Source organism: Nocardia citri, from assembly GCF_054065835.1.
The window spans coordinates 198327-217778 of record NZ_JBSUQM010000008.1 but is presented as its reverse complement, the minus strand read 5'-3'; the positions used below and the strand labels follow the sequence as shown (position 1 = coordinate 217778).

At 66.1% G+C, this 19452-nt stretch carries 17 protein-coding genes and 1 other RNA gene; 8 read left to right on the top strand and 10 right to left on the bottom strand.

Features of this window, described 5'->3' with window-relative positions:
* Positions 1-25 precede the first annotated feature (25 nt).
* Positions 26-463, bottom strand: a complete 438-nt coding sequence (locus ACW2Q0_RS15195) for a TY-Chap domain-containing protein (RefSeq protein WP_457190460.1) — start codon at positions 461-463, stop codon at positions 26-28.
* 190 nt (positions 464-653) lie between these two features.
* Between ACW2Q0_RS15195 and ACW2Q0_RS15190 the strand changes: the two genes are divergently transcribed.
* Both ACW2Q0_RS15190 and ACW2Q0_RS15185 read left to right on the top strand, forming a co-directional pair.
* Positions 654-2075, top strand: coding sequence for a M20/M25/M40 family metallo-hydrolase (locus ACW2Q0_RS15190; RefSeq protein WP_457190458.1), 1422 nt, complete (start codon positions 654-656; stop codon positions 2073-2075).
* Positions 2072-2947 carry an alpha/beta hydrolase gene (locus tag ACW2Q0_RS15185; protein ID WP_457190456.1) on the top strand — a complete coding sequence of 292 codons (876 nt, stop codon included), beginning with the start codon at positions 2072-2074 and terminating at the stop codon, positions 2945-2947. The genes ACW2Q0_RS15190 and ACW2Q0_RS15185 overlap by 4 nt, the downstream gene beginning before the upstream one ends.
* Before the next feature lie 6 nt (positions 2948-2953).
* Here ACW2Q0_RS15185 and ACW2Q0_RS15180 read toward each other — a convergent pair whose 3' ends face one another.
* From ACW2Q0_RS15180 to ACW2Q0_RS15160, 5 genes are all read right to left on the bottom strand, one after another.
* Positions 2954-4396 carry a metallopeptidase gene (locus tag ACW2Q0_RS15180; RefSeq protein WP_457190454.1) on the bottom strand — a complete coding sequence of 481 codons (1443 nt, stop codon included), beginning with the start codon at positions 4394-4396 and terminating at the stop codon, positions 2954-2956.
* Positions 4397-4659: 263 nt separating this feature from the next.
* The gene (locus ACW2Q0_RS15175) at positions 4660-4800 is read right to left on the bottom strand and encodes a hypothetical protein (RefSeq protein ID WP_457190562.1); all 141 of its coding nucleotides are present in this window, start codon (positions 4798-4800) and stop codon (positions 4660-4662) included.
* 36 nt (positions 4801-4836) lie between these two features.
* The gene (locus ACW2Q0_RS15170; protein ID WP_457190452.1) at positions 4837-7848 is read right to left on the bottom strand and encodes a bifunctional [glutamine synthetase] adenylyltransferase/[glutamine synthetase]-adenylyl-L-tyrosine phosphorylase; all 3012 of its coding nucleotides are present in this window, start codon (positions 7846-7848) and stop codon (positions 4837-4839) included.
* An 87-nt stretch (positions 7849-7935) separates the two neighbouring features.
* The gene (locus ACW2Q0_RS15165) at positions 7936-9276 is read right to left on the bottom strand and encodes a glutamine synthetase family protein (protein ID WP_457190450.1); all 1341 of its coding nucleotides are present in this window, start codon (positions 9274-9276) and stop codon (positions 7936-7938) included.
* A gap of 182 nt (positions 9277-9458) precedes the next feature.
* The gene (locus tag ACW2Q0_RS15160; RefSeq protein WP_457190448.1) at positions 9459-10997 is read right to left on the bottom strand and encodes an alpha/beta hydrolase; all 1539 of its coding nucleotides are present in this window, start codon (positions 10995-10997) and stop codon (positions 9459-9461) included.
* 239 nt (positions 10998-11236) lie between these two features.
* Here ACW2Q0_RS15160 and panB point away from each other — a divergent pair, with 239 nt between their 5' ends.
* The 5 genes from panB to ACW2Q0_RS15135 all read left to right on the top strand — a co-directional run bounded on the left by panB (position 11237) and on the right by ACW2Q0_RS15135 (position 14798).
* Positions 11237-12091: a 3-methyl-2-oxobutanoate hydroxymethyltransferase gene (panB, locus tag ACW2Q0_RS15155; protein ID WP_457190446.1), complete on the top strand. Its 855-nt coding sequence runs from the start codon at positions 11237-11239 to the stop codon at positions 12089-12091.
* Between the two features lie 7 nt (positions 12092-12098).
* Positions 12099-12335, top strand: a complete 237-nt coding sequence (locus ACW2Q0_RS15150) for a hypothetical protein (RefSeq protein WP_457190444.1) — start codon at positions 12099-12101, stop codon at positions 12333-12335.
* Between the two features lie 89 nt (positions 12336-12424).
* Complete coding sequence (locus tag ACW2Q0_RS15145; RefSeq protein WP_457190442.1) at positions 12425-12874, top strand: hypothetical protein; 450 nt, start codon at positions 12425-12427, stop codon at positions 12872-12874.
* Complete coding sequence (gene pip, locus ACW2Q0_RS15140) at positions 12874-13836, top strand: prolyl aminopeptidase (RefSeq protein WP_457190440.1); 963 nt, start codon at positions 12874-12876, stop codon at positions 13834-13836. The genes ACW2Q0_RS15145 and pip overlap by 1 nt, the downstream gene beginning before the upstream one ends.
* Positions 13837-13838: 2 nt before the next feature.
* A complete protein-coding gene (locus tag ACW2Q0_RS15135) occupies positions 13839-14798 on the top strand; it encodes a CHAD domain-containing protein (RefSeq protein ID WP_457190438.1) in 960 nt (319 codons plus the stop codon).
* A gap of 123 nt (positions 14799-14921) precedes the next feature.
* Here the strand turns inward: ACW2Q0_RS15135 and ACW2Q0_RS15130 are convergent, their stop codons facing one another.
* Together ACW2Q0_RS15130 and ACW2Q0_RS15125 are read right to left on the bottom strand one after the other, a co-directional pair.
* Entirely contained in the window at positions 14922-16616 is a 1695-nt protein-coding gene (locus ACW2Q0_RS15130) for an RNB domain-containing ribonuclease (protein WP_457190436.1), read from the bottom strand.
* A 17-nt stretch (positions 16617-16633) separates the two neighbouring features.
* Positions 16634-16966, bottom strand: a complete 333-nt coding sequence (locus ACW2Q0_RS15125; RefSeq protein WP_457190434.1) for a hypothetical protein — start codon at positions 16964-16966, stop codon at positions 16634-16636.
* 429 nt (positions 16967-17395) lie between these two features.
* On the opposite strand from ACW2Q0_RS15125, the gene ACW2Q0_RS15120 reads away from it, so the two are divergent.
* Positions 17396-17776: a hypothetical protein gene (locus tag ACW2Q0_RS15120; RefSeq protein WP_457190432.1), complete on the top strand. Its 381-nt coding sequence runs from the start codon at positions 17396-17398 to the stop codon at positions 17774-17776.
* 228 nt (positions 17777-18004) lie between these two features.
* Here the strand turns inward: ACW2Q0_RS15120 and ACW2Q0_RS15115 are convergent, their stop codons facing one another.
* A complete protein-coding gene (locus ACW2Q0_RS15115) occupies positions 18005-18898 on the bottom strand; it encodes a slipin family protein (RefSeq protein ID WP_457190430.1) in 894 nt (297 codons plus the stop codon).
* Between the two features lie 92 nt (positions 18899-18990).
* Positions 18991-19406: RNase P RNA component class A (rnpB, locus tag ACW2Q0_RS15110), an RNA gene on the bottom strand.
* Positions 19407-19452 lie beyond the last annotated feature (46 nt).

Genomic DNA, 19452 nt, shown 5'->3' with positions numbered 1-19452 from the left:
ACGTCGGGTGGGTCTTCCCACCGCGTCAGTTCACGCCGCGACGCCCGATTTCGCCCAATGTGGTGAGATCCAGATCACCCGAGGACTCGGTCCAACCCATGGCGCGCAGCTCCGCGGGCGCGCCGACACCGAGCACGTCGTGTAGGCCGACGGCGACCGAGCGCGCGAGGCCGAGCAGGGTGTTCGACGACAGTGGCCAGAGCAGGGTGCGGGTCCAGTTGTCGATCTCGCGTCGCGCGACGGGTTCGCGCCAGCCGAGATCGCGCAGCGTGCGTTCACCGGTCGGCGAGATGGGCTGCGCGAGATAGGAATTGCCCGCCAGTTCGACGGACAGTTTGATGTCGTATTGCACGAATTGGACGTATCGATTGCCGGGCGCGCCGATAATCAGCGTTGCCCGCGAAGGCAGTTCGGAAAGGCATTGCGCCAGCGACCGCACGAATGGCTCCCAATCCGTGGTCACCGGCTCACTCATACTCCCCCCGGGGACTCGCACTGGCCCGATCATACGCCGCGCCTGAGGCACCAGCCGAATCTTTTGGCCGAGCGTGTCCTTCGTCCTGGGGCGATACCTAGCAGGTTCGCGCCCTCGGACCCGACGTGTTGAACAATGCAGTGATGCCCATGAATTTGCCAACCGAGACCGGCCCTCGATGACCGGTAACGCCACGCCGACCCACACCACGCCGGTGGCCGTCGATAAGCATGTCGCCGAACGCCTCGCACAAGCCCTGCGCTGCGCGACGGTGTCCTACGAGCCAGCCGATACCGCCGAGCTCACAGCGATCGATACCGAACCCAGCGACGCCGAATTCGTCCGACTGGGCGCGCACCTGGAACAGTCGTTCCCGCTGGTCCACGCCGAACTGGAAGTGGAGCGGTTCGGCCACAGCAGGCTGTATCGCTGGCCGGGCGTCGAACCTGATCGGGTGTCGGCGATTCTGCTCGCCCATCAGGATGTGGTGCCGGTCGATGATCTACAGCGGTGGACGCATCCGCCCTTCGCGGGTGTCGTGGATGACGAATTCATTTGGGGCCGTGGCGCAATCGACGACAAGAGTCGGTTGATCGCGACTCTGGAGGCGGTCGAATCCGCACTCGCCGCGGGAATTCGCCCGCGGCACACCATCTATCTGGCATTCGGGCACGACGAGGAGGTGTTCGGGGATCACGGCGCGGTGCGCATGGCGCAGCGGCTGCGCGAAGCCGGCGTGCGCGCGGATCTGCTACTCGACGAGGGCGGTGTCATTGTCGACGATATCGCCGACGATATCGACCGCCCCGTGGCTTCGATCATGGTGGGCGAGAAAGGCTATGCGACCGTTCGCCTTTCGGTATCGGCGGTCGGTGGACATTCGTCCATGCCCGGCAGACAGACCGCGGTCGGCCGGATCGCCCGCGCGGTGGGCCGGATTCAGGACCATCCGATGCCGTTGCGGTTGACGCCGGTGGTATCCGACATGGTCACCAGGCTGCGGGAGGTCATGCCCGAATATCGCCGCCGCTTGCTCCGATTCGCCGGACTGGCCACACCGGTGATCACCCGGATACTCGCGGCCCGTCCGCAAACCGAGGCGCTGGTGCGCACCACGACCGCGCCGACGGTAATCCGCGGCGGCATCAAACCCAATGTGCTGCCACAGCAGGCCGAGGCCCTGGTGAATTTCCGCATCCTGCCCGGCGATTCGGTCGCATCGGTGCTCCAACACTGCCGCAAGGTGGTGCGCGATGCGGAGGTACGGATCGAACTAGTCGGCATGACCTCCGAGCCCTCCCCCGGTAAACCACCCGGCCCGGCCTTCGACATGATCGCGAGACTGGCCGAGTCCGTCGTCCCGGGCATCGCGGTGACCACCGGCATCGTCCCCGGCGCCACCGATTCCCGGCATTACGACGATCTCGCCGCGACCCGCTGCAACTTCGCCCCGATCCTGCTCAGTAAGACCGACGTGGACACGATCCACGGAACCGACGAGCGCATCTCCCTGGTGAACTACGCTCGGCTCATCGAGTTCAATCGGCGGCTGATCGATCAGCTCGCAGCGCCGCCACGCACCCAAGGAGCCGATGTATGACAAACGATCCGACCATCGGCGAGTCCCCTGAGCCGACACCGGCCACCGAGGGCGAATTCGACGGCATCGGCAGCCGAATCGCTTGGCGCGCATGGCTTCCCGGTAACACCGCACGCGCGGTAATCGTGCTCGTGCACGGCGTCGCCGAACATTCCGGCCGCTACGCCCATGTCGGAAAGCGCCTCGCGGACAACGGTTTCGCGGTCTACGCACTCGACCACCTCGGCCACGGCAAGTCGGCGGGCAATAATGCGAATATCGGTTCGATGTCGGGCGCCGCCGATAATGTCGCGGAGATGCTGAAGATCGCGAGCCGAGAGCATCCGGAGGTGCCGCGGTTTCTGCTCGCGCATTCGATGGGCAGCCTGATCACGCTGTATCTCGCGGTCCGGGCACCGATCGACGTCGCCGGAATCGTATTGTCGGCGCCGCCGCTGGATATCGCCGTCGGCAATCCACTGCAGCGCCTGGTCGGTCCACTGCTGTCCCGCTTCGCGCCGAATATCGGTGTGTTGAAACTGGATTCATCGATGATCAGCCGGGATCCCGAGGTGGTTCGCGCCTATGACAACGATCCGCTGGTCTTCCGCGGCAAGCTCCCGGCCCGCACGGGTATGGAAATGCTGAACGCCACCGAATTCGTCAAGAGCCGTCTGGACAAGCTCACGGTGCCGCTGCTGGTGCTGCACGGCACGGCGGACACCATCGCGGCACCGTCGAGCAGCGATCTGATCGAGCGCGGCGCGGGCTCGAAGGATCTCACGGTGATCCGCTACAAGGGCCTCTACCACGAGGTTTTCAATGAACCAGAACAGGACAAGGTGCTCTCCGATGTCCTGGAGTGGCTGCAGGCCCGCGTAGCGCAGGAGTGAGTCGCGCTAGCGGTAGTTCTTCAGGCAGGTCTGCTCGCCGTCGAGGACTCCGGTACGGAACGCCTCCAACCGCTGGAAGCCACTCGCTACCACCTTGCCGTCCACATCGCTGGCGACCAGACCGTCGGAGAGCAGTCCGGAGACGGCCTCGTCGAGATCGTTCGCCGACAGGCGCGGATCGCTGCCGGGCTCGCTCAGTTTGGTCGTCACCACGCCGGTGAGGCAAGCGGTGCGCAGTCCGGCGGTCTCGGCTCCCGAGATCGAGAGCTTGCGTTCCTGTTGCACCGCAAGGACATAGCGGGAGATGAAGACGGCGAAGGCGTTGTAATCACCGTCCACCACCGCCGAGAGCGGTTGATCGTCGCCCTTCATCGCCCCGCCGCGTTTGGCGAGTTCGGGCACATCGGTGCCGATCTTGTTCGAACTCGGGCAGTACGAAACCGGCTCGGTGGCGGTCACCTTCGAGCAGTTCTTGACGATCCCGCTGTAGTCGTACTGCGGTGCCTGCCGCAGTGGGAAGATCTTCGCCAGCGCGTGGCTCAGACTGGTCAGCGACGCCACGTCGACCGGAAGCTGGGCGTCCTGTTCGCCGTCCTCATATGTCGTCGGCAGGGTGCCTCTGCGCTGCTCGATCTCCTTCTTATTGATCTTCTTGCAGCCCTGGGTGCCGTCGGTGTAACCGATCTGCACCGCGGTCACCCGCTCGAAGGCGGAGCCGTGCACATTCTTCGGGTTGTCCGGATCGGTATCGCGCACCGCGATGGTGGCGCCGAGGACCGCATTGAGCCCGTCGGTCATATTCAGCGTGAAATGCGCCGAACTCCCTTCCGCTACATGGCGCAGGAAGACACCGGCCAGGCAGTCGGCCTGCTGCTCCTTCACCAGTGTCCCGGTGAAGAATCCGGCGAGCTTGGCCTGGCCCTGGATGGAGTGACCGTATTCGTGCGCGAGCACCATCACGATCGCCATATCGCTGTACTTCTGCCGCAGCAGCGGCAGCAACACACCGCGGTCCCAGCCGATGGTGTGGTCCAGACCGCAGTAGGCCGCGTTCACCAGGTGATAGGTGCTGGACCTGCAGAACTTGATCGCCTGCTCTTCGGATGCCCTCGCATCCCAGGAGATGTAGCGGCTCACCGGCTTGAAGGTGCCGGGAAAGTTCTTGCCGTACTCGGTCTTCCAGAAATCTTCCAGATCGGCGATGGTGTTGAGGGCGAGTTTGTCGACCGCGCCGCCGTCGCCGTTGTCCGCGGTGAGCGGTGCGTCCGGCACACCCTTGCGCGGGCCGCTCGGCCCATTGTTGGAGACCGCGCCGGTAAGGTCCCACGGATTATCCGCGGTCACCGCGCTCGCCCCCGGCTGGCCCGCCTTGCCGTCGCAGCCGACCAGCGCCGCGCCGACCAACATCAATACCGCGACCACCCCGATCCGCAGCCGTCTAGTCCTCATCAGGTCTTTCCTCCCCGCACTCACAGTGGGTCCGTCCTCGGCGAACCCCGACCCGATAGGTGCGGCGCATCGCGTGCGCCGGCCCGTCGAGCGATCACATGGTAATCGCACAAACCCCTGCGCGCGTATACGTCTGCGCGTATTCGCCCGTCAGGCGTTGAGTTGCACCTGCGCCAGTATCGCGCGATGATCCGATCCGGGAATGGTGAGCGAGCGGACATCGGCCGCCGTGCCGTCGGCGACCAGAATGTGATCGATGCCGATCACCGGACCCCACCGGCGGTCGCCGGATAGGTGAACAGCGGCCCGGCACCCGCCTGGTCTGCCGCCGCGACGAACCGCCCGCGCAGCAGATCACGGAATGCCGAATGATCGCGTGTGGCATTGAAATCCGCGCCGACGATGGCGGGCCCCTGTTGCGCGTCCAGTATTTCGCGAACTCAGCCCCCGAAGACGCGCTCCACCACCGCTTTCGCCCGCCGCGTGACGCGCATGTAGTTGTCCAGGAACTCGCTGCCGTCATCGTTGGGCCACCCCGCGACCCGCGCGACGGCCGATAGCAGACGGCCCGGGCCGGGTAGTTGATCGGCGGGCTTGCCACGCACCAGCACCAGTGCGTTGCGCGCCTTGGTCGCGGTGATCCAGGCTTCACGCAAGAGCGAAACGTCTTCGACCGCAAGCAATTCGGTCTGCTCGATGACATCGAGGGCTTGCAGCGTCGAGGTGTTGTGCAGTGCGCCCACATCGTGGGCGTAACGCAGCTGCATCAGCTGTACGGTCCACTCGATATCGGCGAGGCCACCGCGCCCGAGTTTGGTGTGGGTCGCCGGATTCGCACCGCGCGGCAGGCGTTCGGCATCCACTCTGGCCTTGATCCGACGGATCTCGCGCACCGCCTCCGCCGATACCCCGCCCTCGGGATAGCGCACCCTATCGATGGTGTGCAGGAACCGGACACCGAGGTCCTGATCGCCGGCCACCTGATGTGCGCGCAGCAGGGCCTGCACCTCCCACGGCTGCGCCCACTGCTGGTAGTAGGCGGCGTAGGCGGCCAGCGTGCGCACCAGCGCGCCGTTGCGGCCCTCCGGGCGCAGTCCCGCGTCGACCTGCAGCGGCGGATCCGTACTCGGCGCGCCGAGCAGTCGTTGTACCTTCTCCGCGATGCCGATCGCCCATTTCACGGCAGTGGTCTCGTCCGCGCCCGGACGCGGATCACAGACGAACAGCACATCGGCATCGGAGCCGTAGCCGAGTTCCAAACCGCCCAGTCGCCCCATGCCGATCACCGCGAAATCGGCCGGTGCCGGTGCCCCGAGTTCGGCCTCGCTGGCCCGAATCACCGCGCGCAGTGCGGCTTCCAGCACCGCGACCCACACCGTCGACAGTGCCCGGCACACCTGCGGGACATCCAACATGCCCAGCAGATCGGCCGAGGCGACCCGCGCCAATTCGTGTCTGCGCAGCGAACGAGCCGCGGCCACCGCACGTTTCGGATCCTCGTAGCGCGCCGCCGCGGTCAGGATTCCGCGCGCGACGTCTTCTGGCTGCGGGCTGAGCAACAGCGGCCCACCCGGGCCGTCGGCATACATCCGAATCGTGTCCGGCGCATTGATCAGCAGATCCGGCAGATACTCCGAGGAGCCGAGCACGATCATCAGCCGCTGTGCGATCGCGCCTTCGTCGCGCAATTCGCGCAGGAACCAGATCTGATCGTCCAGTCCCTCCGAGACCCGCCGGTAGGCGAGCAGTCCGGCATCGGGATTCGGTGTGTCCCCGAGCCATTCGAGCAAAGTCGGCAACAGCAGCGCCTGAATCCGGCCCTTGCGCGATACTCCGCCGGTGAGCGCTTTCAGATGGCCCAGTGCGTTTTCCGGCGCCGCGTAGCCGAGCGCCGCCAACTGCCGGATCGCCGCGTCCGGGCTCAGCCGCAGCGCGTCCGGATCCATCTTGACCACCGATTCCAGCAGTGGCCGATAGAAGAGTTTGGCGTGTAAGCGCCGCACCCGCACCGCATTTCGGCGAATCTCGGTGCCGAGCACGCCGACCGCGTCCTGGCGACCGTCCGGGCGGATATGGGCCGCGCGGGCCAGCCAGCGCATGCCCTCCTCGTCATCGGCGGCGGGCAGGGTGTGGGTACGCTTGAGTCGCTGCAACTGCAGCCGGTGTTCGAGCAGGCGCAGGAATTCGTAGGAGGCGGTGAGGTTCGCGGCATCGTCGCGGCCGACGTACCCACCCGCGGCCAATGCCGTCAGCGCTTCCACGGTGCCCTGCACGTGCAGTGTCTCATCCACCCGGCCGTGCACCAATTGCAGTAGCTGCACGGCGAATTCGACATCGCGCAGGCTGCCGTGGCCGAGTTTGAGTTCACGCTCGCGCAGATCGGCGGGCACCAGATCCTCTACCCGACGCCGCATCGCCTGCACATCCGCGACGAAGTCGGGACGCTCGGCAGCGGTCCACACCATCGGCATCAACGCGCCGCGGTACTGGTCCCCCAGCGCCAGATCGCCGGTCACCGGCCGCGCCTTGAGCAGCGCCTGGAACTCCCAGGTCCGGGCCCAGCGCTTGTAGTACGCGATATGCGAGTCCAAGGTGCGCACCAGCGCACCCGCCTTGCCCTCGGGCCGCAGGGCCGCATCGACTTCGAAGAAGGCCGCGCTGCCCACGCTCATCATCTCGGCGGCCAGCCGAGTAGCCGTGGCATCGGCCGGTTCGGCCACGAAGACGACATCGACATCGCTGACGTAGTTGAGTTCGCGGGCACCACTCTTGCCCATGGCGAGCACGGCCAGCCGCACCGGCACCGGCCCGTCCTTGCAGACCCGGGCCACCGCCACCGCCAGTGCGGCGGTCAATGCGGCATCGGCGAGATCGGTGAGATGGCGACCGACCACCTGATACGGCAGCACCGGCTCGTTCTCCACGGTCGCCGCCAGATCCAGCGCGGCCAAGAGCATGAGCTGATCGCGATACCTCTTGCGCAGCAGTGCGATCGCCTCGGGACCCGACAACTCGGCCCGGTACAGCACGGCATCCGCGTGCGGACTCTGCGCCGGTAGGGCCCGCACCGCCGCCAATAGGTCCGCGATCAGCTCCTCGCGCGCGGGTAGCTTGTCCCGCAGCAGAATTCGCCATGCGGCTGGGTCGGCGACCAGATGATCAGCGAACGCACTCGACGAGCCGATGAGCGCGAAAAGTCTGCCACGCAAGGCGGTATCGCCGCGCAGTGTCGAATCGAGCTCGGACCAGTGCTCGCCCAGCGCGGCCTGCAACCGCGTCAGCGTCAGCAGTGCCAGGTCGGCATCGGGCGCGCGCGACAGCGCCCACAGCAGCGGAATGCTGTCGATATTGTCCCACGCCAACTCTCGTAACGAGGCGACGGCGGTCGGCTCGAGCAAGCCGAGCCGACCGACACCGGGGATAGCTGAACGAGCAGACGGCGGCCGGACCATGAGTCCAACTTAGTTGCCCGCTCATCCGTTTCCACCCGGCACGGTCGAAAGGAGTCGTAAACGTAGCCGACGCGCCGGTTTAACCGGCTAGAGGCCGAGGTACTCCTTCAGCTCGAACGGCGTCACCTGACTGCGGTAGTCCGCCCATTCCCGACGCTTATTGCGCAGGAAGAAGTCGAAGACGTGCTCGCCGAGCGTTTCGGCGACCAGTTCCGAGCGCTCCATCGCGTGCAGCGCCTCGTCGAGCGTGCCGGGCAACTCGCGGAAGCCCATGGCGCGCCGCTCGGCGGCGGTCAGCGACCACACGTCGTCCTCGGCCTCCGGCGGCAGCGTGTAGCCCTTCTCGATGCCACGCAGACCGGCTGCGAGCAGCACGGCGAAGGCCAGGTAGGGGTTGCAGGCCGAATCCGGGCTGCGGATCTCGACCCGACGCGAGGATGCCTTGTTCGGGGTGTACATCGGCACTCGCACCAGAGCGGAACGGTTGGACCGGCCCCACGAGGCCGCGGTCGGCGCCTCGCCGCCGTGGATGAGTCGCTTGTAAGAGTTCACCCACTGGTTGGTGATCGCGCTGATCTCCGAGGCGTGCTCCAGGATGCCCGCGATGAACGCTCGCGCGGTATCCGAGAGGTTGATCGGATCGTCGGGATCGTGGAAGGCATTGGCCTCACCCTCGAACAGGCTCATATGGGTGTGCATGGCCGAGCCCGGGTACTGGGTGAACGGCTTGGGCATGAAGGTCGCGCGCACACCCTCGTCGATGGCCACTTCCTTGATCAGGTAACGGAAGGTCATCACATTGTCGGCCATGGACAGCGCGTCGGCGTAGCGCAGGTCGATCTCCTGCTGCCCCGGGGCGCCCTCGTGGTGGCTGAACTCCACCGAGATGCCCATCGACTCCAGTGCGTCGATGGCGTGGCGACGGAAGTTGGGGGCCGAATCGTGGACGGCTTGATCGAAGAAGCCGCCGGTATCGGCGGGGGTCGGCGTGGAGCCGTCCTGCGGGCCGTTCTCCAGTAGGAAGAATTCGATCTCCGGGTGGACATAGCAGCTGAACCCGACGTCACCGGCCTTGTTGAGCTGACGGCGCAGCACGTGGCGCGGGTCGGCCCAGGACGGCGATCCGTCGGGCATGGTGATATCGCAGAACATGCGCGCGGAGTGCTGGTGGCCCTTGCTCGTCGCCCACGGCAGCACCTGGAAGGTCGAGGGATCCGGCCGCGCCACCATATCGGCCTCGGACACTCGGGCGAACCCCTCGATGGCCGAGCCGTCGAAGCCGATGCCCTCTTCGAAGGCGCCCTCCAGCTCCGCCGGAGCGATGGCAACGGACTTCAGATAGCCCAACACGTCGGTGAACCAGAGACGCACGAAGCGGATATCGCGTTCTTCGAGCGTCCGCAGCACGAATTCCTTCTGGCGATCCATGCCGCCGAGCGTAAGCATCCGGCGTTAAATCCGTGTTACATACACGCTTAGGGATTGCAATCCCATCCTCCGGAATGAAAAGCGCAGGGTACGAGATCGCGTTGTGCGCGAGCGAACCACCAGCACAGCACGCTCCCAGGCACGACAGCGCCGAGCACGACGAGGCGTGGTCGTGAGCGGAGTCAGCAGGTCAGAGCGGGCTCCGGGATCTTCAGATCGACGAGATAGGAAATCACCGCGTCGTCCAGGCACTGATCCCCGGCGACCAGTGCCGCGGTGTGTCGGGTACCACGGTAGGTGATCAGTGCGGCGCCGAGTTGGTTGGCGAGATCGACACCAGCCTGATACGGCGTCGCGGGATCCTCGGTGGTCGAGACCACCACTGTCTTCGGCAGACCCGGCGCCGACACCTTATGCGGTGTGCTCGTGTTCGGCACCGGCCAGACCGCGCACAACTCCAGCGGGGCCGCCCCGGTGCCGCGACCGTCATCCAGGAACGGTGCCGCCTTGCGGTATTCGGTGTCCTGCCGGCCCGCCACCGCACGATCGTTGATCGGCGGATCGTCGACACAGCGGATGGCGTTGAAGGCCTCCTGCGTGTTGTCGTAGTTGCCGTCCTCGCGGCGACCGTCGTACAGATCGGCGAGCTTCAGCAGCGTGTCGCCGCGTCCGTCCCGCAGTTCGGACAGGCCGAGGGTGAGTACCTTCCAGAAATCATCGGAGTAGAGCGCCTGCTGCACACCGGTGATGGCGTCGCCGTAGCTGAGTCCGCGCGGATCGGTGGTCGCGGCCGGCTTGGTCTCCAGCGGATTCACCAGCGCGCGGAACCGCGCGACCGCCTGGGCCGGATCGGTGCCGAGCGGGCAGTCCGCCTGCTTGACGCATTGCGCGGCGTAGGCGTCGAACGCCTGCTGGAAGCCCGCCGCCTGCCGCAGCGATTCCTGCACCGGATCCTGGGAGGAGTCCACCGCGCCGTCGAGCACCAGTGCGCGCACATTGTCCGGGAACTTCTCGGCGTATGCCGAGCCCAGTTTGGTGCCGTAGGAGTAGCCGAGGTAGCTGAGCTTCGGATCGCCGAGCACGGCACGGATCACATCCATGTCCTGTACCACCTCGCGGGTGCCGACATGGGCCAGAAATTCGGTGCCCGTGCGCTCGACGCAGTGGCCGACGAGCTGATGGTTCTCGTCCTCGGCCTTGGCGATACCCGCCGGGGAGTTGTCGGTCGGCGGTTCGGCGCGCTCGGCATCGTTCTGCTGCGGGGTCAGACAGGCGATAGTCGGGATCGAGGAGCCGATACCGCGCGGATCGAAGCCGACCCGATCGAAGCGCTCGGCCAGCGGCGTCTTGCCCGCGATACCCGCCATCGACAGGCCCGATACGCCGGGCCCGCCCGGGTTGAGCAGCAGGGAACCGATCCGCTTACCGCCGGCCGGGATTCGGGCCAGCGCGATCTGCGCGGTCGCGCCGTCGGGCTTGGCGTAGTCGACGGGCACGGTGATGCGGGCGCATTCGGTATTGGGCGCGGGGCGCTCGTCCGGGGAACCGAAACCGTCGCAGGAACCCCAGTTCACAGTCTGGCTGTAAAACTTCTCGAGACCCGCGGGTGGTGTGGGCAACGGATTGCCCGGCTCGTCCTTGGACGCGCTACATCCGGCCGCCACCACCGCCAAGGCCACCGCGACCAGAACGCCACGTGACCCACTCCGCACCACAGACATGTGGAAGATCCTGGCACGGTTCCCCGTCCCTTCGACACCTGTGCCGGTCGGGAATTCCGCTGATCTTCGTCGCCGGGCCGACGGGTCGGTGAAATCAGTTCGTTGCGCTGGGATTGTGATGTGACCAATTGCACCGCTCACGGCCTTAAGCGGGCCGTGCGGAGGGTGCACACTGGATGCGTCATACACACCCGGGGACCCGGACGGGCCTCGAGGCGACAACCACGAAAGGGACGATGATGTCCATATCCGAATCGGAAACCCCTGCCTACGGCGCTGCCCCGGCCACAAAGTCGGCCAAGCGCAAGACGCGGGTACCTCATCTGCGGCAGATGAAGGCCGATGGCGAGAAGTGGTCGATGTTGACCGCCTACGACTATTCCTCCGCTCGTATCTTCGAAGAAGCCGGTATTCCGGCCCTGCTGGTGGGTGACTCCGCCGCCAATGTCGTCTATGGCTACGACACCACCATGCCGATCACCGTCGACGAACTCATCCCGCTGGTGCGCGGTGTGGTCCGTGGTGCACCGCATGCGCTGGTGGTGGCCGATCTGCCGTTCGGCACCTACGAATCCTCGCCACAGCAGGCGCTGGCCACCGCGACCCGGTTCATGAAGGAGGGCGGTGCGCACGCGGTCAAGCTGGAGGGCGGCGAGCGGGTCGCCGAACAGATCGCGCTGATCACCTCGGCCGGCATTCCGGTCATGGCGCATATCGGCTTCACCCCGCAGAGTGTCAATACCCTCGGTGGTTTCCGCGTGCAGGGTCGCGGCGACGGCGCCGAGCAGCTCATCGCCGATGCCATCGCGGTTCAGGAGGCAGGTGCGTTCTCCGTGGTGATGGAGATGGTGCCCGCCGAATTGGCCGGCCAGGTGACCCGCAAACTGACCATTCCGACCGTCGGCATCGGTGCCGGCGCGGAATGCGATGCGCAGGTGCTGGTCTGGCAGGATATGGCGGGCTACACCAGTGGCAAGACCGCCAAGTTCGTCAAGCGGTTCGGCCGGATCGGCGATGAATTGCGTTGCGCCGCAGCCGCTTACGCCGACGAGGTGCGTCGCGGGACCTTCCCCGGCCCCGAGCACAGCTTCTGATTTCACGATGAGCGGCCCAGCGGTGCACGCACCGGCGGCGCTGCTCGGCCAACCCGTGCGGCCGATGCTCGACTGGGCCACGCGAGCTCTCACCGATCGCGGCCTGAAAATCGTTGGGACGCCGGAGGAAACGCGACGGCGGGAATGGTCTTTGTGGCGCACCATCGACGCCTCGCCACCTCGGCTCGCACGCGTTCTGAACGGCTTGCTGGACGATCTGCGCGCGGGCTTCGACCAGGTTTGATCGGCGGTTCCCGGTAAACTCGCGCGGGCCACGCGCGGCAAATAATGGCAGACTCGAAACCGACAATGCCGACACGAGCAGAGGTACCGATGCCGCAACCCCGTTGGATTTCACGCTGCACGCTACTGGTAGCGGGCGTTTTCGCCGCCGCGGCGCTCACTGCCTGCGGGAACAACTCGAGCCCTGCGCCCACCGGCAGCTCGAGCTCGACCACCGCATCGGCGACGGCCACCAGCGCGGGTAAAACCACCAGCGCGCCGCCGACGACACTGGAGATCTCCGACGCGTCGGCTACCCAGCTGTGCGACATGATCCGCCCGGAGCTGTCGAATTGGCGTGTGCAGGGTCCGACGCTGGGCCGGATCGGGCTCAACGCGCTGGTACACGAATGGGCGCTGCGCAATGGCGGTATCAACGGGCATGTGCTCGCCGATAAGGCGATGATCGACCGGATCACCACCAAGAGCTGCGCCGATGTGCACCAGCAGGCGATCGAGGCGCTGGAGCTGCCCGATCTGGCTTCGGGGCTTGCCTTCTGATGCGCACTCTCTACCCCGCGATTGCGCCGTACGAAACCGGCATGCTCGATGTCGGCGCGGGCCAATCCGTGTACTGGGAGATCAGCGGCAATCCGGATGGTAAGCCCGTGGTGTTCCTGCACGGCGGACCCGGTGGCGGCACCGAACCATTCCACCGGCAGTTCTTCGACCCGGCCGCTTACAAGATCGTGCTGTTGGATCAGCGTGGCTGCGGGCGGTCCACTCCGCATATCGCGGACGGGGCGAGTCTGGAGACCAATACCACCGGACACCTGATCGCCGATATCGAGGCGCTGCGCATACATCTCGGCATCGACCGCTGGCAGGTATTCGGCGGCTCCTGGGGTTCCACTCTCGCGCTCGCCTATGCGCAGCAGTACCCGGAACGAGTCACCGAACTGGTGCTGCGCGGGATATTCCTGTTGCGGCGCAAGGAAATCGACTGGTACTACAACGGCGCCGCGGGCAATATCTACCCCGACGAGTGGGAAAAGTTCCTGGCCCCGGTGCCCGAGGACCAGCGCGACAGCGATCTGGTGCAGGTGTATCACCGGCTGCTGCACTCCCCCGACGAGAAGGTCGCCGAAGCGGCCGCCGTCGCCTGGTCCACCTGGGAGGGTGCGACCAGTTCGCTACTGCCGAACTCGGATCGGGTGCAGGAGAGCGCCCAGCCGCGGTTCGCGCTGGCATTCGCCAGGATCGAGAACCACTACTTCGTCAATCGCGGATTCCTCGACGAGGGACAGCTGCTGCGCGATATCGACAAGATCGCGCATATCCCGGCCGTCATCGTGCAGGGTCGCCACGATGTCGTCTGCCCGACGACCAGCGCGTGGGAACTGCATCGCGCCTGGCCCGGTTCGGTACTGCACATCGTGGACGACGCCGGTCACGCCGCTGCGGAGCCGGGCATCACCCATCATCTCGTCGAGGCGACCGACGGATTCGCGAAGGTAAGCTGATCATGGTCAAGGCCCGAACCGCTGTTGTCGCCGCACTGCGCGACGACGTCGACCGGCTGCTGGCCGCCGAACCGGACGTCCGCGCCGACGCCTGGGATTCGGTGCACCAGATGCGGGTCGCGACACGCAGACTGCGCAGTGTGCTGCGCTCGTACCGCACGCTGTTCGAGGCCACGCCGGTCGCCGAGATACAGCAGGAACTGAAGTGGCTGGCCGACCTGCTGGGGGTGGCGCGGGACGCCGAGGTGCGGGCGGAACGGTTCACGGCGCTGCTGGACGCGCACGCCCCCCAGAGCGAATTGCCCCAAGGGGAATTGCCACCGGGCGAATTCGCCGGGCTCGCAACGCAATCTGCTGTTGCGCCGAAGACGGCAGACGAGGGCCACGTGCCCGGCGCGGCCGACTCCGTGCGTACCGAACTGGTCGACGCGGAGCGAGACCGGTACCAGAGCGCGCATGCGCAGATCATCGACGCCCTCGATCACCATCGCTATCACGCACTGCGCCACCAACTTTCGGCCTGGCGCACCGAGCCGCCCCTCGCTGCCGACAATTCGAAACGGCCCGCCGCCGAGATCTTCGAACGCATCCTGCGCAAGGACCGCAAGCGCTTGCGGCGGCTGGTCTACGCCGAACCCGCCGTTTCACCCGCTGAGCGCGTCGAACTGCTGCACGATATCCGCAAGGGCGCCAAGCGCCTGCGCTACTCGTGCGAAGGCGCGATCGACGTGCTCGGCAGTGCCGCAAAGGATCTCGGTGCCCAGGCGAAACGCCTGCAAACCGTACTCGGCGACCACCGCGACGCGGTCGAATCCCGCGAAGCGATCCTGGCGCGAGCCGCCGAAACCCACGCCACCGGCGCCAGCGCCACCATCTACGAACTCCTCGCCGACGCCGAAGAAATCGCCGCAGGCGAAGCGCTGGCCAAATATCCCGCCGCAGCGTCGTTCGTTTCCATCTGAGTCGGGTCCCGTCATTCCCGAGGTCGACCTCGCCTCGACTCGAGTGTTGTTCGGATCAGTGCTCGCGCGGATTCACCTTCGGCCGACTGGCCGAGGAGAGTCTGAAATTTCTTCTTCGGGCCGTCAGACGGGGTAGCCGAAGCTGATCTTGCGGGCGGCGGGATCGGCGGCGACCAGGCGGACCTGTACCTGAGCGCCCTCCGGGGGTGCGCCGATGCAGGGGCCGACGACCGGTGGGTCCGCTATGAAGACCTCGGCGGGGCGGGTGCCGTTGGCTTCGCGTACCACCACGGCTTCGAAGATCGAGCCGCTGCGTTCGGCGAGCAGGGTGGATTCGGTGAGGTCGATGCAGGCTCGTTCCACCTTGCCTGCGATGCTGTCGCTGCGCTTCATGGACTCGGCGGTGGAAACCAGGCCATCTCGAACCCATTGCGGCACTTCGGTTCCGGCGCAGCGAGCCAGGCAGATCTCGGTGGCGAAACGGTCGGCGAGGCGGCGCAGCGGTGCGGTGACGTGTGCGTAGGGCGCGCCGATTGCGCTGTGTCGCAGGTTGTTCATGTGCGGGCTGCTCGCCGGCTTGGCACCAGTCCGTCCGACGCCCACCGGACCTGCACCACCGACCACACCCGCGCTGTCCACCGCGCCCGCACCACCAACGGAACCCGCACCACCCACCACACCCGCGCCGCCCGACGACTCGGCCTCACCTGCCGACCGCGAATCGGCGTCCGCACTACCCACCGACGGCGCACCACCCGCCGATCGCGCACCCGCCACCCGAGAACCATTCGTTCCCGCGGCAATCCCACCATCGACCACCGTGTACCCCGCGCCGCGCAGCAACCCGGTCGCCTCGGACATCAGCACCAATGTCGCGGGCGCATTCGGATCGAGCCCGGCCAGCATCCGACCGACGGACTGGTCAGCGGGCCAGACAACCCCCAACGCCGCGGCCGTCCTGCGCATCGAATCGATCGCCGAATCGGCGGGCGGCGGCATAGTCCGCAAGAATGCGATGCGTTCACCGGCACCGGGCGCACCATCGGGTCCACTGCCGTTCAACATGATCCGTGCCGCGCACATGCCGGTCAGCAGGGAAATCTGTTCGTTCCAGTCATCGGCGGCGGTACGCGGTTCCACCACCAAACGCCAGTGCCCGATGGCGTTGTCGTCACGGATAACACTCTGGGCGGGCAAGCGCAGTCCGATCGCACCGCGGGCCAGCCCGGCCTCGATGCGCCGCATGCCGAATTCCGGCAGGGCCGCGATCGAGGGATGCAGGCGGTTCGTGTCGGCGTCGGCCTGGACGCCGGCGTAGTCGAGTCGGGCTCGCGAGCGCACGGTGGCTCGGATCACCGAGAATCGCTGCGGCTGCGCGTTCTCATCGCATTCGATGGTCCACAGAGCGGCCGGTCTGGTCTGTTCGGGGAGCAGGCTCGCGGAATTCTCCGAGAGGATCGGCGGGTGCAGCGGTACGGCGCCATCGGGGAGATAGAAGGTCTGGCCGCGCGTGCCCGCTTCCTGGGCCAGCGGGCCGGCGGGATCCACTACCGCGCCGACATCGGCGATCGCGTAGTGGACGGTGAAACCGGAAGAGGTGCGTTCGATATGCACCGCCTGGTCCAGATCCATGGCACCGGGCGGGTCGATCGTGACGAATGGAATATCGGTGCGGTCGGCGCGAGTGCCCGCGAACGCGTCGATCGCGTCGCGGGCCGCCGCGGTGGCCTCGGCGGGATACGCCGAGGACAATCCGAATTCGAATCGAATGGCGCCGAAATCTACCGGCGCCGACACGATCCGCTGGTGCAGTTCCACGCTGGCGCGGTCGTTCTCTACTGCAGTGCCAACATGGTGCCGTTCAGTTCATTGAACGGGCCGTACACGGTGAAGGTCACCCGCCCACCCGGGACGCTGGCGGAGACGTCCGCCGCCGCGTCCAGCGCCTCCCCGAACGACGCCGCCGACGGATGCGGCAGACCGGCGATGGCCTGCCCGACGTGGTTCTGGTGCACCCAGGCGGTGTCGGCCGCGCTGAGGTCGACCTGGACCCCACCCGCCAGCGGGGTGATCGCGACCGCCGAGGCGGACCCGGTGCCCAGCATGGCGAAAACCGATGCGGCCCCGGCGATCAGCGCACCGGCGACCAGTGAACGAACAATCCGCATAGAGTTGTGACCTGCTTCCATGATCGAAGAATGTGGGGATCGTGGCGGACCGGCAACGGGTCTTACCAACGGCGCCTACTCTATGACGTCGCTCACGCTCTGGGCCAGTTCGACCCGGGTCGCCATGCCGGACACGCCGCACCCGGCGACGTCACACGCCCGGCTGCTATGGTTCCCCGGCGTGGCGGGGTCGAGCTTTTTCCCGTATGCGCAGGTCACCTGTACGTCGACAATTGGGAGTTATCCACTGATGTCAACGATTCTTTTCGATTATCTGATGCCGCTGCTCGGTCCCGAGCAGGCGTCTTATTGGGCGCAGGTCTTCGTGGTCAACCCGCTCTGACCTCATCGTCACCGATGCGGTCTTCGTCGCCTTCCGTTAACCAGACGGGAGGCGACGTTTCCCAAGTGCCGCTAGCATCCCGCTTCGTGACCAGAACTACCGCCGCAATCGCGGCCAGCTCCACCATATTCGCCCTGCTCCTCGCCGGTTGCGGCGATAATAAAGACTCTTCCGCCGCGCCCGCCGCCGCGACGACTTCGGCGGCCAAGGCTGCCGGCGCCGATACCGTGGACAGCGTTAAGGCGGGGACGTTCGTCGTCAGCTACCGCAGCGCCTTCCCCAAGCTCGCCGAGGGCAAAGACGACGCCACCCTGCGCGACATCCTGGTCGAAACCTGCAAGGACATCAAGGGCGGCAAGAGCGAGGACGAGGCCGTCCAGAACGTGATCAAGCGCACCAAGGGCACAACCGAGGCCTCCAAGGAAGAGGCCCAGGCGATCTATCAGATGGCGAAGATGCTCTGCTGAGCCGAAACCCTCAATCCTTCAGCCACGGTAAATAATTGGGCAGGTATTTCAACACATACCCCACGATGATCATGACGATGATCGCGATCACGGGAATCAGTATGGACATCGGCCCGGTTTCCTTACGTTGTACTACCGATGCGGTCGTACGGCGCGGACGGCCATAGCGACCGAGTGCCGGTCGCCACACATGGTCAGCCGTACCCGTATCGGTATACGCCTGTTGTGTTACGGGCGTATACCGTCTTGTTCGGCCGTTGGCGTGTTGCCCCGATCGAGTGCCGGTGTCGGCTCGGGCGGGGTGATCTCCGGTGTGGTTTCGGGTGCGGTCGGGGTCGAATCGGCCGCGGTCGCGTCAGACGGCGTGCCGCGTTCCAGGAACCGCAGCAACTCCACCGGAAATGGCAGCACCAACGTCGAATTCTTTTCCGCCGCAACCTGAACCACGGTCTCCAGCAGCCGCAACTGCAGTGACGCCGGGGATTGCGACATCTGCGCGCCCGCCTGTGCCAACATCTTCGACGCCTGCAATTCGCCCTCGGCGGAAATAACCCGCGCCCGCCGTTCCCGCTCGGCCTCGGCCTGTCGCGACATCGAGCGCTTCAGCGAATCCGGTATCGACACATCCTTGATCTCCACCCGATCGATATGAATACCCCAGCCGAGCGCCGGGCTATCGATCATGATCTCCAGCCCCTTGTTCAACTCCTCGCGGTTGGACAACAGGCTGTCCAGATCGCTCTTTCCGATAATCGACCGCAAGGACGTCTGCGCCACCTGCCCCACCGCGAACAGATAGTTCTGCACCTCCACTACCGCGCAGACCGGATCGATCACCCGGAAATAAACCACGGCATCGACGCGCACCGTCACGTTGTCGCGGGTGATGCCGTCCTGTGCGGGCACCGGCATGGTGACGATCTGCGTCGAAATCTTGCGCATCCGGTCCACGAACGGAATCAACATGCGCAGTCCGGGATCTCGGGTTCCGACCACCCGGCCGAACCGGAATACCAGTCCCTTCTCATATTGGCTGACCACGCGCGCGCTCATCGCGGTGAGCACCCCGCCCGCGATCGCTCCCACCCCGAAAATCGCCCCGATTACGGAAAGAATATCCATGGCTACACCCCGTACGAAGTGCCTGACCGCACCGAATTCCGGCTCAGCGGTCCACTTCCATCATGGCACCGGTGAGCACCGGATTGCAGGGGCGGACGAGTTGGCCTGTAAGCCGGATCCTGTCCCCGGTTTGCACCGGGTGACGGCCATCCATCTGGACACACCGTTGCCGGGTGCCTCGAGCGGTCCACCCGCAGGCTCGGGCGAGCAGCCCTCGAACACCTGCGCAGCCGCACCGCGAACGATGCGACCTTCGACCTTGCTCCGGGCGGGGTTTACCTAGCCGCCCCGGTCACCCGGAGCGCTGGTGCGCTCTTACCGCACCGTTTCACCCTCACCGCATGATCCCGAGGGATCATGGGCGGTCTGTTTTCTGTGGCACTTTCCCGCGGGTCACCCCGGGTCGCCGTTAGCAACCGCCCTGCTCTGTGGAGTCCGGACTTTCCTCGGCGACGGGCTGCGGCACTCGTGTGCCCGTTCCCATCGCCGCGGCCGCCCGGCCAACTCGTCCGCAGCGTTTAGCCTACTGTGATCAAGGGGTACTTTGTTCATCG

Coding starts and splice junctions, on each gene's coding strand:
- ACW2Q0_RS15190 (WP_457190458.1), top strand. CDS start 654: ATGACCGGTAACGCCACGCCGACCCACACCACGCCGGTGGCCGTCGAT.
- ACW2Q0_RS15185 (WP_457190456.1), top strand. CDS start 2,072: ATGACAAACGATCCGACCATCGGCGAGTCCCCTGAGCCGACACCGGCC.
- ACW2Q0_RS15180 (WP_457190454.1), bottom strand. CDS start 4,396: ATGAGGACTAGACGGCTGCGGATCGGGGTGGTCGCGGTATTGATGTTG.
- ACW2Q0_RS15170 (WP_457190452.1), bottom strand. CDS start 7,848: ATGGTCCGGCCGCCGTCTGCTCGTTCAGCTATCCCCGGTGTCGGTCGG.
- ACW2Q0_RS15165 (WP_457190450.1), bottom strand. CDS start 9,276: ATGGATCGCCAGAAGGAATTCGTGCTGCGGACGCTCGAAGAACGCGAT.
- ACW2Q0_RS15160 (WP_457190448.1), bottom strand. CDS start 10,997: ATGTCTGTGGTGCGGAGTGGGTCACGTGGCGTTCTGGTCGCGGTGGCC.
- panB (WP_457190446.1), top strand. CDS start 11,237: ATGTCCATATCCGAATCGGAAACCCCTGCCTACGGCGCTGCCCCGGCC.
- ACW2Q0_RS15150 (WP_457190444.1), top strand. CDS start 12,099: ATGAGCGGCCCAGCGGTGCACGCACCGGCGGCGCTGCTCGGCCAACCC.
- ACW2Q0_RS15145 (WP_457190442.1), top strand. CDS start 12,425: ATGCCGCAACCCCGTTGGATTTCACGCTGCACGCTACTGGTAGCGGGC.
- pip (WP_457190440.1), top strand. CDS start 12,874: ATGCGCACTCTCTACCCCGCGATTGCGCCGTACGAAACCGGCATGCTC.
- ACW2Q0_RS15135 (WP_457190438.1), top strand. CDS start 13,839: ATGGTCAAGGCCCGAACCGCTGTTGTCGCCGCACTGCGCGACGACGTC.
- ACW2Q0_RS15125 (WP_457190434.1), bottom strand. CDS start 16,966: ATGCGGATTGTTCGTTCACTGGTCGCCGGTGCGCTGATCGCCGGGGCC.
- ACW2Q0_RS15115 (WP_457190430.1), bottom strand. CDS start 18,898: ATGGATATTCTTTCCGTAATCGGGGCGATTTTCGGGGTGGGAGCGATC.